The sequence below is a fragment of the Nonomuraea sp. NPDC050022 genome (genome assembly GCF_044460705.1).
Classification (GTDB): Bacteria; Actinomycetota; Actinomycetes; order Streptosporangiales; family Streptosporangiaceae; genus Nonomuraea.
In genome coordinates, this window is the sequence record NZ_JBITKE010000006.1 from 584,751 (window position 1) to 597,493 (window position 12,743).

Consider the following 12,743-nt stretch of genomic DNA (forward strand, 5'->3'; position numbering starts at 1 on the left):
ACGGAATCCGACTTGTCGAGCTCTACTCGTTTGCGGTGTTTGACGGCTCGCCCTCGTCGTTGATGAGACGTATTCCAGCGCGGCGAAGGTGGTTGGTGTCGAAGTCGAGAGGCCAGGCTGTTGTGGGGTCGGCCAGTGCGCCAACCAGTGTGGCGTCAGCGAGATTGGTGCCGCGAAGATCAGCTCTGCGGAGATCAGCCCTACTGAAGTCGGTTCCCCTCAGATTTGCACCCTCCAGATGAGCACCACGGAGGTTGGACTCTACGAGGCTGGCGTTCTCTAGATTCGTCTGCCGGAGGTCAGTCGACTTGAGGTCGCTATGATCCAGCCGTATGCCGCGTAGCCAGGCCCGCGCAAGATTGGCGTGGCGTAACTGTGTGCCGATCAGGCGCGCACCGTCCAGTTGGACACTGCGTAGGTCCACGCGAGATAAGTAGAGTCTTCGTGTATCTGGCGACGTAGGACGATTCCCCAGCACCTCCATGGCGGTCTGAATGTCAGGGGCGCGGATATGCAGCCAGGGTAGATGTTGATCCACTGCGGTGGTCGGATGCTCGGGGCCGTCGGGCATGCCGACCGGCCAGGCTGCATGGGTGCGAATGAACGCTCCGAGCATGAACTGGACTGTGTTGCGATCCGACGGGGAGTTGTCAGCGATGCGTCGCAAAGCGTAGATACCGACGCGGACGTCGGTGTTGTCACTCCCGAGTTGGTCGACAGCCCGGGTGAATCGCTCGGTGATCTGTCCTTCGCGGTTGACTTGCACCTGCCGCCAAGTGGCCACCGCACCCGCGACGACAAGCAAGCCAGCGACAGCCTGGAGGAGGGTAGAGCGTGCATTGTTCTGCAGCTGAGACTGTGCCTGTTGCAGCTGGATGCGGGTATCAGCGCCTTTCACTCCGCTGAGCTGAGTATCGGTCAAAGGCGGGTAGAGCAGGTGCGGCAGCAGCGTGAGAGTGCCGAGCACAACGACCAGGAAACATGCGACACCAGCTGCTGTGCGCCAAAAAGCCGCTCCTATCATGGGGTCCTCTTATCACGTCGATCAGCTTCGCGGCTTGCAGTCGGCTGTTTTGTCTCTTCGTCTGGCCTGTGGGCGCGGCTGATGTTGCTGGCGTGTGCCGGGTTCTAGCGGTCCGGCTGGACATCGCTGCCATTCTCCAGAGACGAACGTGTTCGCGGAATTGCGATCACGCACTCTGCTGATCCGGATCCGGCGGCAGAAGCAGACCAGGAGTGTGGGAGGGCAGTCTGAACGAGGCGGGGTTCACGCCGGAGGCGGTTCGCAGATCCACCTCGCAGCCTTCGAATCGTGCGCCTTCGAACGTGACTTCGCTGCCGTTGAACATCGACGACCCGAAATATGCCTTGCCGTTCCGGAACCGAGCCTGGTCGAACCACACTTTGCTCCCGCCGAATTGCGCGTTGGCAAACCAGACCTCGGCACCGGAGAAGTCGGTATGACCAAAGGACACCTCCCCGCCGCGGAACTGCGTGCCTACCAGCCAAATCACGCTGCTGGAGAATGTCGCCCCATGGAACGAAAGTTCCCCTCCGATCAACTCCATGTTGGACAGGATCACCTCACAACCAGAGAACTCCGCGTTGTGGAACCAGACGTTTCCGCTGACGATCTGTGCACCGCTGAACGTCAGCGTGCCGGCTGAAAGCCGGACCCCGAAGAAGGGAACATCGCAGTCGATCACGGCGCCGGTGAAGTCAAAGTCGTGCCCGCGCCACGATGATTCTGTCTCCAGTCGCAGGTGAGCTCCAATGATCCGCCAGATCGTGCGTCTGACTTCGGTCATCGACCGCAGATGGAGCCGATGTTCCACAGAGGCGTCTGACTCGGGAGTGATCTCGTAGGGCATGCGGAGGTAGGCGCACAGTACGTCGATGCATGTCTGCCGGCCAGCAGGCCAGTCGTCAGCGAGTCCAGCGAGGGCATGGATGCCTGCTAGCCGCACGGCCGCGTTGTCCTCGCCGAGTTGGCCGCAAGCGGTGGCGAAGCGTTCGTTGAACATACGGGAGCGTTCGCGGTCCTCCTTGGAATGTTCAAGCGCGGAGGTCGTCTCAAGTACGCGCTGCCGCCGGTACGCAACAACGAGTGCGATCACCCCACCGATCCCGGCGACTGCGGCACCAGAGATTTTGATCATTTCCAGGAGGCTTGCCAGCGACAGCGTGGGGGTCGGCTGCATCGCCGGACTTCCCCCAACGATCAGCAGAGTCGTGACCAGGCCAGCTACTCCAACTACGGCCAACAGCAAAGCGCCTGCCAGGGCCGCGCCGATCGGAGTCAAACGGACGCCGCCTGTTTCCTTCGGGGGAGGATCTACTCTTCGGCCGCTGGCGAGGGGTTTCGTTGCCACCTGCCCAAGCTTGGCAGCCCACAGACATCTCCTGGGGTGGTTTTCGCACGGTGGCTACGGAAGAGACCGCCTGGTCCCAAGTTGGGGTGGGAGTCGAGTCGCTGGGTTTCGAGTTCAACGAAGTACGGTCGGAAGCGGTCCACTGATCAAGTTGCTTCCTGATCTCGGAAGAGGGATCTTGCCCCCCGAGGGCGTGAACAGCGCCCTGGAACGCATCTCCGGCTCCTCCACAGCCGACCGCCGGACCATTGGGGAGATCCTCTTCGCGTTCATTGGCGGCCGAGCCCGTGACCCACAACGCGACACCCAGCACGCGTCACGCCATCACGGCACCGGGCAACTCTGCCAACCTTTCCCTCCGAGCCCCTGACATCCACGCGGCACTGAGACCATCCTCGGCCGCCGGGACACGGTTCGAGGGCCAGGTACTCCACCTCGACTGCTTGGTCCTGCCCAAGGCCAACCTCCCCTCCGCATGGCGCCGCGACGCGGACCTCCACTTCAGCGATCTGACCGAAGCCACTTTCGTCGGATCCCACCTGACTCGTGCTGATCTCACCGGAGTACGACTGGCGGGGAGGTCCTGGCCGACGCGATCCTCTACCAGGCCGACATGCGCGACGCGGCCTTGACCGGGGAGGCATTGCCGAGAGCGTCGATCTCGGAGCATCGATCTGACCAAGGTCGACCTGCGAAACGCCAACCTGCGCGGCGCCCTCCTAACCTACGGCGACCTACGCGAAGCCACGCTGATAGGCGCCGTCCTGACCGGTGCCTCGCTGAAACGCGTGGTCTTCGACGAGTACGAGACCACCATTGGCCCGACGGCCTCGACACCTCCCTCATCAGACCTACACGGCTACGTCGCTCCCGCCTATCCGTACCAGAACCTACGAGGAGTTCGCTGTCCAGTCGGCGACCGCTGAGAACGACTCAGCAACCGGAGCTGGGTAGGCCTCTCTGAGGGATGTCCCGAATAGGTGCGGTCCAGGATGCCGAGAACCAGCGACTCCTTGGTGCTCGAAAAGCAGTCCGCTACGGGGAGCTTATGGTCGCTCGGGCGGTTTCGAGGAAGCTCTGTAGCCGGTCACGGAACACTTGGTGAGCGTTGTCGAAGTGGGAACGAGGGGTGCCTTGCGCAATGTGCCATAGCGCTCCGTTTGCATCCGTGACCGCCATCTTGACGCCTTCAGCCTTTGCGGCAATGGCTTCCGGCCCTTCGAGGAGGACCACCCTGGCACATCGTGCCAGCGGATCATAGGCGTCCCGCAGGGCACACCATGATCCATCCGCCATCTCCGGTTGCTGCGGGAAGAGCAGGGATGTACTTCCCACACCGTGGACGGCGCGACCTTGATGCCGAGGGTGGTGGGCTCGCCGTGCACCCGTCGCTAGCCCCAGCCGGGGTTCTCCCGAACCATGCGCAGGATGAGAGCGCGGATGGACTGGAGGGTGGGCGGGCCGGTCTTTGGGAGCGAATCTGACTCTGGTGTCGGTGCCGAGTTGGCGTTCCTCGCGCCACCATGCTAAGCCCTCACATGGCCATGACCTGGGTGGATGTGATTCTCGGCAGGCGCAATACAGGCGCTATCGGTCTCGCGCCCCGAGGCTGGCCTGATCGGCGGCGCTACGGCCGGCCGCCCAGCCCTCCCGGTCCCAGGACGTGCGGATCGCGTGCGAGATCAGGTTCGGGAACATGCGCTCGACCGCCTGCTCCACCTCTTGCTCGCGGGCCGCCAGCACCGGCACCAGGTCGGTGCACAGGCTGGCGCTCTCCTGCGAGACCGCGGCCGCCGTGGCCTCGGCGAGCCGCTCCCCGATCCTGGAGGCGAACGCCGACAGGAACGACTGGCGGAATGTCTTGTTCCTCGATCGGCCGGTGCCGTGCTTTCTGGTGCCCGAGTTCACCAGCGCGGTCTGCGCCTGCACCAGCAGCGAGGTGAACAGCATCTCCACCCAGGACAGGTCCGCCCAGAAACCCAGCACGGTGGCGAACCCCAGCTCCTTCGACCAGATCACCCGGCACCTGTTGGCCTCGGCGATGAGGTTGAGCAGCACGGCCTTGGGCTGCTCGTACGGCGCGTCGATGCCGACCCGGATGCCCGCCGGGGCCTCGCCTCCGCCTGGCTGTGCGTCGAGCATCGCCGCGTCGATGCTGTACTTCGCCATCAAGCTCTGCGCCGCCGACGTGAACGTCTCCGCCTCCGCCTCGTACGCCGTCGACTCCGCCTTGGCGAGCAGCGCCCGCACCCGCCCGAGCGTCTTCTCACTGACCACGTGCGAGCGTGCCTGGAGCGTACGGCGAGCGGCCCCGGGCGGCGGGCTCAACGACTCCAGCCGCGGCAGCCCGGTCAGCAACCCCAGCAGTTCCAGCACGCCGGAGACGGTCATCAGACGGCCGGCCCCGTCGCGCGCCTGCCGCGCCGCCAGGTAGCCGCCCTTCCACCACACCGCGGCCTGCAGGCCGGCGAGTTGGTCGCGCCAGCGCTCGTCCACCGTGGCCGGCGCGTAGGCCCGCATCTCCCAGGCGATGAGGTCGGCCGCCGCCCGCCCGTGCCAGTCGGTCAGCCGCCTGGCCGCGATCCTGACCACGTCGGCGGGCTGCCAGCCGTTGCGCCACAACCCCGAGATCGCACGGGTCACGACCTCCACCAGCACGCGATCGGCGTCGTCCCGGTCGGCCAGGAAGGCGGCGGCGGAGTCGAAGGCTGCCTCATCCTCGCGGGTGAGGGCCTCCATCGCCGCGCCGATCAGCTCATCAGCCTTACTCACACGTGCCGTCCACCTTGAAGAAAGTCCGCCAGAACCCTACCGCGACGAAGCCTCGTCCTCTGCTCACCGGCGCGGTGGAAGGCGGCGAGGTCCTGACCGACCCCGGCTGACCATGTACCGCGTCAAAACGCGACCACGACGGCTCTGACCTGTGGTTTGCCGGGGTTCGTACCCGCACGAAAGATCGCGTCTTGTGCCTGTTCGCCTGCTCTGTCTGATCACGCTTCGAGTGTTCGGCCGGCTGATGTTGCCGGGCCGCGGCCAGGCGTCGAAGGACGCGGAGATCATGGTGTCGCGTCATGAGGTGGCGGTGCTGCGGCGGCAGCTCAGCCTTCCGCCGCGACCTGTTCGATCATGGGAGCTTGTACGGCGGCCAGCACGGCGGCGGCGAAGGGCAGGGAGTGATGCGTGGCTCCCCAGCCGATGCCGAACACCACGGAAGCGGGATCGTTGTTGGGGTTGGAGAGGGCCTGGTGCCCACGGATGCGCAGCCGCAACGACCCGCGAGCGTCCTCCAGCGCATGCCACTCGACGCCCTCGATCTCGGTGATCGGGTAACGCCGGTCACCTGCCGTGTACTTGGCCGGGGAAGCTCCGGACGAGAACCAGGTGAAGGTGACAGCCTGCCCGTCGAAGGCGGCCTCACCGTCCCATGCCTTGAAACTACGCGGCACCGAAGGACCGGCGATCAGGAACCGCTCAGCCGGACCGCGCTCGGACAGGGCCGCGCGCATCTCGTCGGCATACTGGTCGGCCAGCGTCTTCGTGGCGGCGGGCAGCACCAGCCGGTACGGATCGAGCGACTCCTGGAGCTGCCCCGTTGCCGCGGACATGACCGGATCGGCTCCCTCCCGGGGAACCACCCGCAACACCACCCTGCCGCGTGCACCAGGCTCCAGCATGACATCGGCCAACGCGTGGTACGGCACGAACCGCTCACCGAGCTCCATGCTCAGTTTCGACGCCTTACCCGGCTCAGGCGTAATGCGCAGCCCCCCGTCCTCGAACTCCCACGCGCAACCTCGCCCCTTCAGTACGTCACCCATGCAAGCAAGGATAGGTGCCCGAACACTGGCGGCTGCGCAGACGGGCGGCCACCGCGACGAGCCGGCCGGGCCTGGGCCGAAATCGATCCCGCGCCTCGGGTTCAGCATGCGCCGATGACGCTCGCCCCCCGCACCTTCCAGGGCCCCGCGATGTCAGCAGAACGCGAGGGACCCGTCCGGCCGGACGGGAACCCGGCGTTCCCAGTGCACGTAGTCGTCCTCCGCCAGGGCGTCCTCGTCGATGGTGACCCCCCAGCCGGGCCGGTCGGGCCGCAGCTCCAGGTGCCCGTCGACCGGCTCGTACGGGTCCGGGCACCAACTCGTCGTCTCCGGCTTGTACTCCAGGATCGAGAAGTTGCTGCACGCCGCGGCGAAGTGCACGTTGTGCGCGGTGGCCAGTGGCCCCATCGGGTTGTGGGGCGCCACCATGGTGTTGAAGGTCTCGGCGAGGGTCGCGATGCGCCGCATCTGGGACATGCCGCCCACCACGCAGATGTCCGGCTGGACGATGTCGGCGCCCCCGTGGGTGAGCAGGTTCAGGAACTCGTGGGGAGAGTACAGGCTCTCCCCGGTGGCCAGGGGCACCCGCAACTGCTGGCGCAGGTAGCCCCAGGAGGCGAAGTGCTCCGGGCGCAGCGGCTCCTCCAGGAAGAGCGGGTCCATCGGCTCCAGGGCGTTGCCGAGCTGAACCGCCTGGTAGGGCTCGAAGATCTTGGCGTGCGCGTCAAAGGCGAAGTCGAACTCCTCCGGGCAGCGCCGCCTGACCTCCTGAGCCCATTCCGCCGTCTCGGCGACGACGAGGCCCCAGCGTCTGGCGTGCAGGTCCGTACGGAACGGGCTCAGCTTGAAGGCGCTGAATCCGTGGCTCCGATGCAGCTCGGTGGCCTGGCGGCGGCACTCGTCGGGGTCGGGCGCGGAGTAGAGCCCGCAGTAGACGCGCACCCGATCCCGTACGGCGCCACCGAGCACCTGGTAGACGGGCACGCCGAGCGCCTTGGCGGTGATGTCCCACAGCGCGTGGTCGATGGCGGCGATCGCCGCCAGCCCGAGCGCCCCCTGCGGGAACCTGGCGGTGCGCAGGAGGAGCTGGGACACGTATTCCACGCGCCGCGGGTCCGCACCCCTGATCTGCTCGCCGAGGTAGTCGAGCAGAGGGCCGAGGGCCAGGTCGGGACCGTGGTTGTAGGCCTCGCCCCAGCCGCTGACGCCCTCATCGGTGTCGACGCGCACCAGCACCCGGGGACGCTCGCCGACGCGCTGCACGAACGAGCGCAGGCCGCTGATCCTCATGACGCGGCCACGGGCAGGGGCCCGAGGTCGTCGGCCTTCGCCCACTCGGTGAGGATCCGCGCGACCTCCTGCCGTTCGGGTTCGCCGAGGACGGTGCTCGGCGCCCGGACCGCGCGGTCGCACAGGCCGAGCTGGTGCATCGCCTCCTTGACGACGCTGACGTTGTTGGCTCCGCCGTCGACCGCGCGAAGGTGCTCGAACCGCGCGATGTCGAGGAGCATCCGCTCCGCCGCCGGATAGCGCTCCTCGCGCAGGGCGTCCCTGAGCCGGAGCGAGAAGGCGGGGTTGACGTTCACCAGACCGGAGGTGAAGCCCTCGGCCCCGTGGACGGCGTAGGACAGCGCGTACGGTTCGGCCAGCCCGGCGATCCAGACGAACCGGTCGGGGCCTGTCTCCGCGCGTAGCTGCGCGAAGCGGTTCACGTCCGTGACGGCGTACTTCACGGCGATCACGTTGGGGCACAGGTCGCCCAGCCGCGCCAGCAGCCGACCGTCCACCCAGGCGTTGCGCAGGTAGAGGACCAGGGCCAGGTCCGGCACCGCGTCGGCGATCTCCCTGTGGTAGTCGAGCCAGCCCTGGGCCGACACGTGCGGGTGCACCGGCTGGTGCACCATGACCATCCGGATGCCGTGCGCCGCCGCGTGGCGGGCCTCCTCGACGGCGGTGGCGACGTCGAGGCCGATCCCGGCCAGGAGGTGCGCCTCTCCCCGCGCGGCCTCCGCGGCGGCCGTGATCAGCTGAAGCCGCTCCTCGGCGCTCAGGGCGTAGAACTCGCCGGTGTTGCCGTTCGGGGTGAGCACGTTGACGCCCGCGTCGACCAGGCGGCGCAGCAGCGTACGGTACAGCGCGAGGTCGGGGACGCCGCCGACGTAGGGCGTGACCGGGATGGCGACGACGTCGCGCAGGGCCCGGGAGAGCTCACCGAACCTCATTGCCGGCCTCCTTGATCTGCTGGAGCGCCCGCTCCTGGAACACACTGATGTGCTGCGACACGAGCCGGGCCGCCTCGTCGGCCTGCCCGTTCAGTGCCGCCTCGAGAATCTGCCGGTGCTCCTGCGCCTCGTCCTCCCAGGAGGGACGCTGGGACCAGACGTTGACGGAGATGAGGGCCGTCTGGTCGCGCAGCTGGTCGAGCACGCCGACCAGCACCTCGTTGTCGCAGTCGGCGTAGAGGGCGCGGTGGAAGTCGCGATTGGCGAGGCTGCGGGTCACCTCGTCCGTGGCCTCGTCCGACTTGCGCAGGGCCTCGCGGGCGAGCCGGCCGCCGTCGCGCAGTCCCGCCTCGACGCTTCGCCGCACCGCGGCCGGCTCGATCAGGCACCGGGCGTCGAACACGCTTCGGGTGAGGCGCTCGTCGACCTTGCGGACCGTCACCCCGGTGTATTCGCTGATGGTGACCAGGCCGGCGCCGCTGAGCGTCTTGAGCGCCTCGCGCACCGGAGTCTTGGAGACACCGAAACGGCTGGCGAGCTCCACCTCCACGAGGGACCGCCCGGCCGGCAGCTCGCCGCTCAGAATGCCGCGACGCAGCGCTTCGAGGACGAGAGCCGTCCTGGAAGACGCTTTGATCGCGCCCAACGCTGTCTCACTCACCCGCACTCCTTCACTTGTCGTCGACCACCGTAACCGGCGCTCCGTCTCGCCGTCCGGGGATCGGGGGGCACATGGCCCGTTGTATAGAACCGACCATACCCTAAATCTCATATCTCATGTACCGTATGGCAACCGCACAGCGGAGCGCAGTTCTTGGTGAACGAGAGGAAAGACCCATGACCCGTCAGCAGCATCCGGCCGAGGTCCTCGGCCGGCACGCCTTGTCCCGGCGCGGCTTCATCCGGACGGCGGCACAGGCCGGCGTCGCCATGGGCCTGGCGTCCGCGGTGAGCGCGTGCGGCGGCTCAGGCGGCGGCAGCGGCGGCGCCGTCACGCTGCAGCTGTGGGACACCGACACCCGCCCGGAGCGCACGGCCAACCTTAAGAAGCTGATCTCGATGTTCGAGGCCAAGAACCCCGGCATCCGCATCAACTACCTGGGCCTGCCCACTGACCAGTACATGCAGAAGATCAACACCGCGATCGCCACGCGCTCCACACCCGACCTGCTCACCCCGAAGGCGTCCGACCTCGCGGCCCTGGTGGCCCAGAACGCGCTCGCCCCCCTGGACGAACGCCTGAAGGAGGCCGGCCTCGAACAGCAGATCTCCGAGCAGATGCTCAAGTCCTCCCGGGCCGCCGCTCCTGACGGCAAGCTCTACCTGACGCCCACCACCAGCCTCGCCGACGTGATCTACTATCGCGCCGACTGGTTCAAGGAGGCCGGGCTGAAGCCGCCGACCACCTGGGCGGACTTCGACGCGGCCGCGAGCCGCCTCACCGACGCCTCCTCCGGCCGCTTCGGCTACACGCTGCGCGGCGGCAACGGCTTCTTCGGCCAGCTCGTGCAGATGGTCTATCCACGCGCGGGCGTGAGCACGTTCTTCCGCGAGGACGGCTCCTCCACGCTGGACGACCCCGCGGTGATCGCCGCCTGCGAGAAGTACGTGGCCCTGTTCGGCAAGCAGACCGCGCGCAGTGATCTGACCGCCGACTTCAAGACCATGGTGGCCCAGTTCGGCAACGGCGGCGCGGCCATGTTGAGCCACAGCATCGGCTCCTACCCCAACCACGTCGCCGCCCTGGGAGCCGAGAAGGTCGGCGCCGTCGCCCCCTTCCCCGGGCCGGACAACCAGGTGCTGACCGGCTGGATGACGACCGGGTTCGCGATGTTCCAGAAGAGCGAGCACCAGGAGGAGGCCTGGAAGTTCCTCGCCTACACGATGGAGCCCGAGGGCAACAGCTTCTGGGCCCAGAAGTCCGGATACCTCCCGGGCAACAAGACGGTCGCGAAAGAGAAGTGGGTGACCGAGAACGCCGCCATGAAGGCCGCGCTGGACGCCGCCGCGAAGCCCGGCGTCGTGACCCTGGAACAGCCCTACTACCTGCCGGAATTCTCCTCCATCACCGTCACGGACCTGCTTCCGGAGTGGCAGAAGGTGCTGCAGGGCAGCCTGACACCCCGTGACTTCCTCACCGCCGCGGCCGCGGCCCTGACCACGGCCAAGCGCAAGTACGACAAGGAGCACGGATGAGCTCCACGACCGCCGAACCGGTGCGCCGCCCACTCGCGGCGCGCCGCCGCTCCACCGGGTCCCGGGCCGGGCACGCGTACCTGCTGATCGCGCCGGCCGTCGTGCTGGTGCTGGTCTTCCTGTTCTATCCCGTGCTCAGCGTCTTCTGGGAGAGCCTGCGCCACCACAATCTCACCCGGCCCCTCGACGACGGGTTCGCCGGCCTGGACAACTACCGGGCACTGCTGGCCGACGAGGTGTTCTGGCGCAGCCTGCGCTTCACCGCCCAGTGGGTGTTCGTGGAGGTGGGGCTGCAGTTCGTGTTCGGCCTGGCGCTGGCGCTGGTGCTGAACCGCACCTTCGTGGGCCGCGGGCTGGCCCGCGCCCTGGCCTTCAGCCCATGGGCGGTGTCGGGCATCCTCACGACGACGATCTGGATCCTGCTCTACAACCCCACCACCGGGATCGGGCACTACCTGGCGTCCATGGGCATCGGCGAGTACGGGACCTCCCTGCTGTCGGAGCCCGGCACGACCTTCTGGGCCCTGGTCATCGCCGAGCTGTGGAAGGGCATCCCGTTCTTCGCCATCCTCATCCTCGCCGACCTGCAGTCGGTGCCGCTGGATCTGTACGAGGCCGCGAACGTCGACGGCGCCGGGCCGCTGCGCCGGTTCTCGTCGGTGACCTGGCCGCACATCCGCAAGGCCGTGGTCATCGCCACGCTGCTGCGGGCGGTGTGGGAGTTCAACAACGTCGACCTGCTGTACACGATGACCGCCGGCGGCCCGGCGGGTTCGACGACCACGCTGCCGCTCTACGTGGCCCAGACCGCCATCCACGACCAGGACTTCGGCTACGGCTCCGCGCTCACCGTCACGGCGTTCCTGCTGCTGACCTTCGCGTCCATGGTCTACCTGCGCATCAGCAACGGCGATTCGAAGGAGGGCAAGTGAGCCTCCGCATCAGCTCCGGCGATCCCAAGGAGGGCAAGTGAGCCTCCGCACCAGCTCCGGCGATCCCAAGGAGGGCAAGTGAGCCTCGCCACCCGTGACGACGTCGGGCGAGTCCCGGCGGAACCACCGACCCGGCGGGACCCGACCGGCGCGCACGCGGCCCGCAAGCGACGGCGCTCGATGGGCGACCGCCTGATGCTGTGGTTGCCTCTGACGTTGTTCCTGCTTTTCACGCTCGTCCCGTTGTACTGGATGGTGCTGTTCGCCTTCCGGCCGACGGGTTCCACGGCCCTCGTGCCGTGGCCCATCACCCTGGAGAACTTCAGCAGGGTCTGGGAGGGCTCGGGCTTCGGCGTCTACTTCCGCAACAGCATCGCCGTCGCGGTCGCCAGCCTCGTCGTGTCGACGGTGATCGGCATGCTCGGCGGGTACGCGCTCGCCCGCCTCACCTTCCGCGGCAAGAACGTCTTCCTGGTCATCATGCTGTGCACGCAGTTCATCCCGGGCGCCATGATGCTCATCCCGCTCTTCCAGATCTTCAACGGGCTCTATCTGACGAACAGCCTGTGGAGCCTGATCATCGCCGACACCGTCTTCCACCTGCCGCTCTCCCTCGTTCTCATGGCGGGCTTCATCAGAAATGTGCCGGTCTCCCTGGAGGAGGCGGCTCAGGTGGACGGGTGCGGCCGGATCCGCGCGTTCTGCGCGGTCGTCCTGCCGCTGCTCAAGCCCGGGATCGTCGCAGTCGGGTCCTTCGCGTTCATCAGCGCGTGGAACAACTTCCTGTTCGCCATCATGTTCATCAGTTCGCAGGATCGGTTCACCGTGCCGGTCGGGTTGAGCTATCTGCTGGGCGAGTTCGGCAGCGACTTCGGTGCTCTCGCCGCCGGGGGTCTGATCGCCGTCGCGCCCGTCGTCGTGCTGTTCGCGTACGTGCAGCGCTTTCTCATCCAGGGGTTGAGCGCCGGCGCGGTCAAGGGCTGACGCCGGTGCGCGGTTCGCTGTGGATCCCACATCCGCCCGCCACCCCGGCCGGGCCGGGAATCGCCGCGCGGACCGAGGCGAGCCTCCAGCGGCTGGTCACCATCTTGCGCGAGCTGAGGGTGACCTGGGCGCGCATCGGCGCCGCCCTCCAGATCACCCGGCAGTCCGCGTGGGAGCGGTTCTCCAGCGAGGAATAGCCCTCAGATCTGCGTTCGCAAC

At 67.3% G+C, this 12,743-nt stretch carries 13 protein-coding genes; 6 read left to right on the top strand and 7 right to left on the bottom strand.

Going from position 1 to position 12,743, the window contains the following annotated elements:
* Positions 1-22: 22 nt before the first annotated feature.
* Together ACIBO2_RS28515 and ACIBO2_RS28520 are read right to left on the bottom strand one after the other, a co-directional pair.
* The gene (locus tag ACIBO2_RS28515) at positions 23-967 is read right to left on the bottom strand and encodes a pentapeptide repeat-containing protein (RefSeq protein WP_358553706.1); all 945 of its coding nucleotides are present in this window, start codon (positions 965-967) and stop codon (positions 23-25) included.
* 223 nt (positions 968-1,190) lie between these two features.
* Positions 1,191-2,372 (bottom strand): pentapeptide repeat-containing protein, encoded by a 1,182-nt coding sequence (locus ACIBO2_RS28520; RefSeq protein ID WP_397300655.1) that lies wholly within the window; start codon positions 2,370-2,372, stop codon positions 1,191-1,193.
* A gap of 287 nt (positions 2,373-2,659) precedes the next feature.
* On the opposite strand from ACIBO2_RS28520, the gene ACIBO2_RS28525 reads away from it, so the two are divergent.
* Complete coding sequence (locus ACIBO2_RS28525; protein ID WP_358553710.1) at positions 2,660-3,004, top strand: pentapeptide repeat-containing protein; 345 nt, start codon at positions 2,660-2,662, stop codon at positions 3,002-3,004.
* Positions 3,005-3,061: 57 nt separating this feature from the next.
* A complete protein-coding gene (locus tag ACIBO2_RS28530) occupies positions 3,062-3,298 on the top strand; it encodes a pentapeptide repeat-containing protein (RefSeq protein WP_358553722.1) in 237 nt (78 codons plus the stop codon).
* A 661-nt stretch (positions 3,299-3,959) separates the two neighbouring features.
* On the opposite strand, the gene ACIBO2_RS28535 is transcribed toward ACIBO2_RS28530, so the two are convergent.
* The 5 genes from ACIBO2_RS28535 to ACIBO2_RS28555 form a co-directional block, all read right to left on the bottom strand.
* Positions 3,960-5,144 carry a DUF2786 domain-containing protein gene (locus ACIBO2_RS28535; protein ID WP_397300658.1) on the bottom strand — a complete coding sequence of 395 codons (1,185 nt, stop codon included), beginning with the start codon at positions 5,142-5,144 and terminating at the stop codon, positions 3,960-3,962.
* Positions 5,145-5,470: 326 nt separating this feature from the next.
* Positions 5,471-6,190: a DUF4429 domain-containing protein gene (locus tag ACIBO2_RS28540; protein WP_225294783.1), complete on the bottom strand. Its 720-nt coding sequence runs from the start codon at positions 6,188-6,190 to the stop codon at positions 5,471-5,473.
* A gap of 153 nt (positions 6,191-6,343) precedes the next feature.
* Entirely contained in the window at positions 6,344-7,480 is a 1,137-nt protein-coding gene (locus ACIBO2_RS28545; RefSeq protein ID WP_358557461.1) for a mandelate racemase/muconate lactonizing enzyme family protein, read from the bottom strand.
* On the bottom strand, positions 7,477-8,412 hold the full coding sequence (locus ACIBO2_RS28550; RefSeq protein WP_358557464.1) for a dihydrodipicolinate synthase family protein: 936 nt from the start codon (positions 8,410-8,412) through the stop codon (positions 7,477-7,479). Before ACIBO2_RS28550 ends, ACIBO2_RS28545 begins: the two co-directional genes overlap by 4 nt.
* Positions 8,399-9,073, bottom strand: a complete 675-nt coding sequence (locus ACIBO2_RS28555; RefSeq protein WP_358557467.1) for a GntR family transcriptional regulator — start codon at positions 9,071-9,073, stop codon at positions 8,399-8,401. Before ACIBO2_RS28555 ends, ACIBO2_RS28550 begins: the two co-directional genes overlap by 14 nt.
* Positions 9,074-9,249: 176 nt before the next feature.
* Between ACIBO2_RS28555 and ACIBO2_RS28560 the strand changes: the two genes are divergently transcribed.
* The 4 genes from ACIBO2_RS28560 (at position 9,250) to ACIBO2_RS28575 (ending at position 12,721) form a co-directional block, all read left to right on the top strand.
* The gene (locus ACIBO2_RS28560; RefSeq protein WP_397300663.1) at positions 9,250-10,608 is read left to right on the top strand and encodes an ABC transporter substrate-binding protein; all 1,359 of its coding nucleotides are present in this window, start codon (positions 9,250-9,252) and stop codon (positions 10,606-10,608) included.
* On the top strand, positions 10,605-11,540 hold the full coding sequence (locus tag ACIBO2_RS28565) for a carbohydrate ABC transporter permease (protein WP_397300666.1): 936 nt from the start codon (positions 10,605-10,607) through the stop codon (positions 11,538-11,540). Before ACIBO2_RS28560 ends, ACIBO2_RS28565 begins: the two co-directional genes overlap by 4 nt.
* A 78-nt stretch (positions 11,541-11,618) precedes the next feature.
* Entirely contained in the window at positions 11,619-12,524 is a 906-nt protein-coding gene (locus ACIBO2_RS28570; RefSeq protein ID WP_397300669.1) for a carbohydrate ABC transporter permease, read from the top strand.
* A gap of 5 nt (positions 12,525-12,529) precedes the next feature.
* Positions 12,530-12,721, top strand: a complete 192-nt coding sequence (locus ACIBO2_RS28575; RefSeq protein WP_397300671.1) for a hypothetical protein — start codon at positions 12,530-12,532, stop codon at positions 12,719-12,721.
* Positions 12,722-12,743 lie beyond the last annotated feature (22 nt).

What these genes read in the sequence shown, in the direction of transcription:
- ACIBO2_RS28550 (WP_358557464.1), bottom strand. Translation starts at nt 8,412, where the DNA reads ATGAGGTTCGGTGAGCTCTCCCGGGCCCTGCGCGACGTCGTCGCCATC.
- ACIBO2_RS28540 (WP_225294783.1), bottom strand. Translation starts at nt 6,190, where the DNA reads ATGGGTGACGTACTGAAGGGGCGAGGTTGCGCGTGGGAGTTCGAGGAC.
- ACIBO2_RS28560 (WP_397300663.1), top strand. Translation starts at nt 9,250, where the DNA reads ATGACCCGTCAGCAGCATCCGGCCGAGGTCCTCGGCCGGCACGCCTTG.
- ACIBO2_RS28545 (WP_358557461.1), bottom strand. Translation starts at nt 7,480, where the DNA reads ATGAGGATCAGCGGCCTGCGCTCGTTCGTGCAGCGCGTCGGCGAGCGT.
- ACIBO2_RS28565 (WP_397300666.1), top strand. Translation starts at nt 10,605, where the DNA reads ATGAGCTCCACGACCGCCGAACCGGTGCGCCGCCCACTCGCGGCGCGC.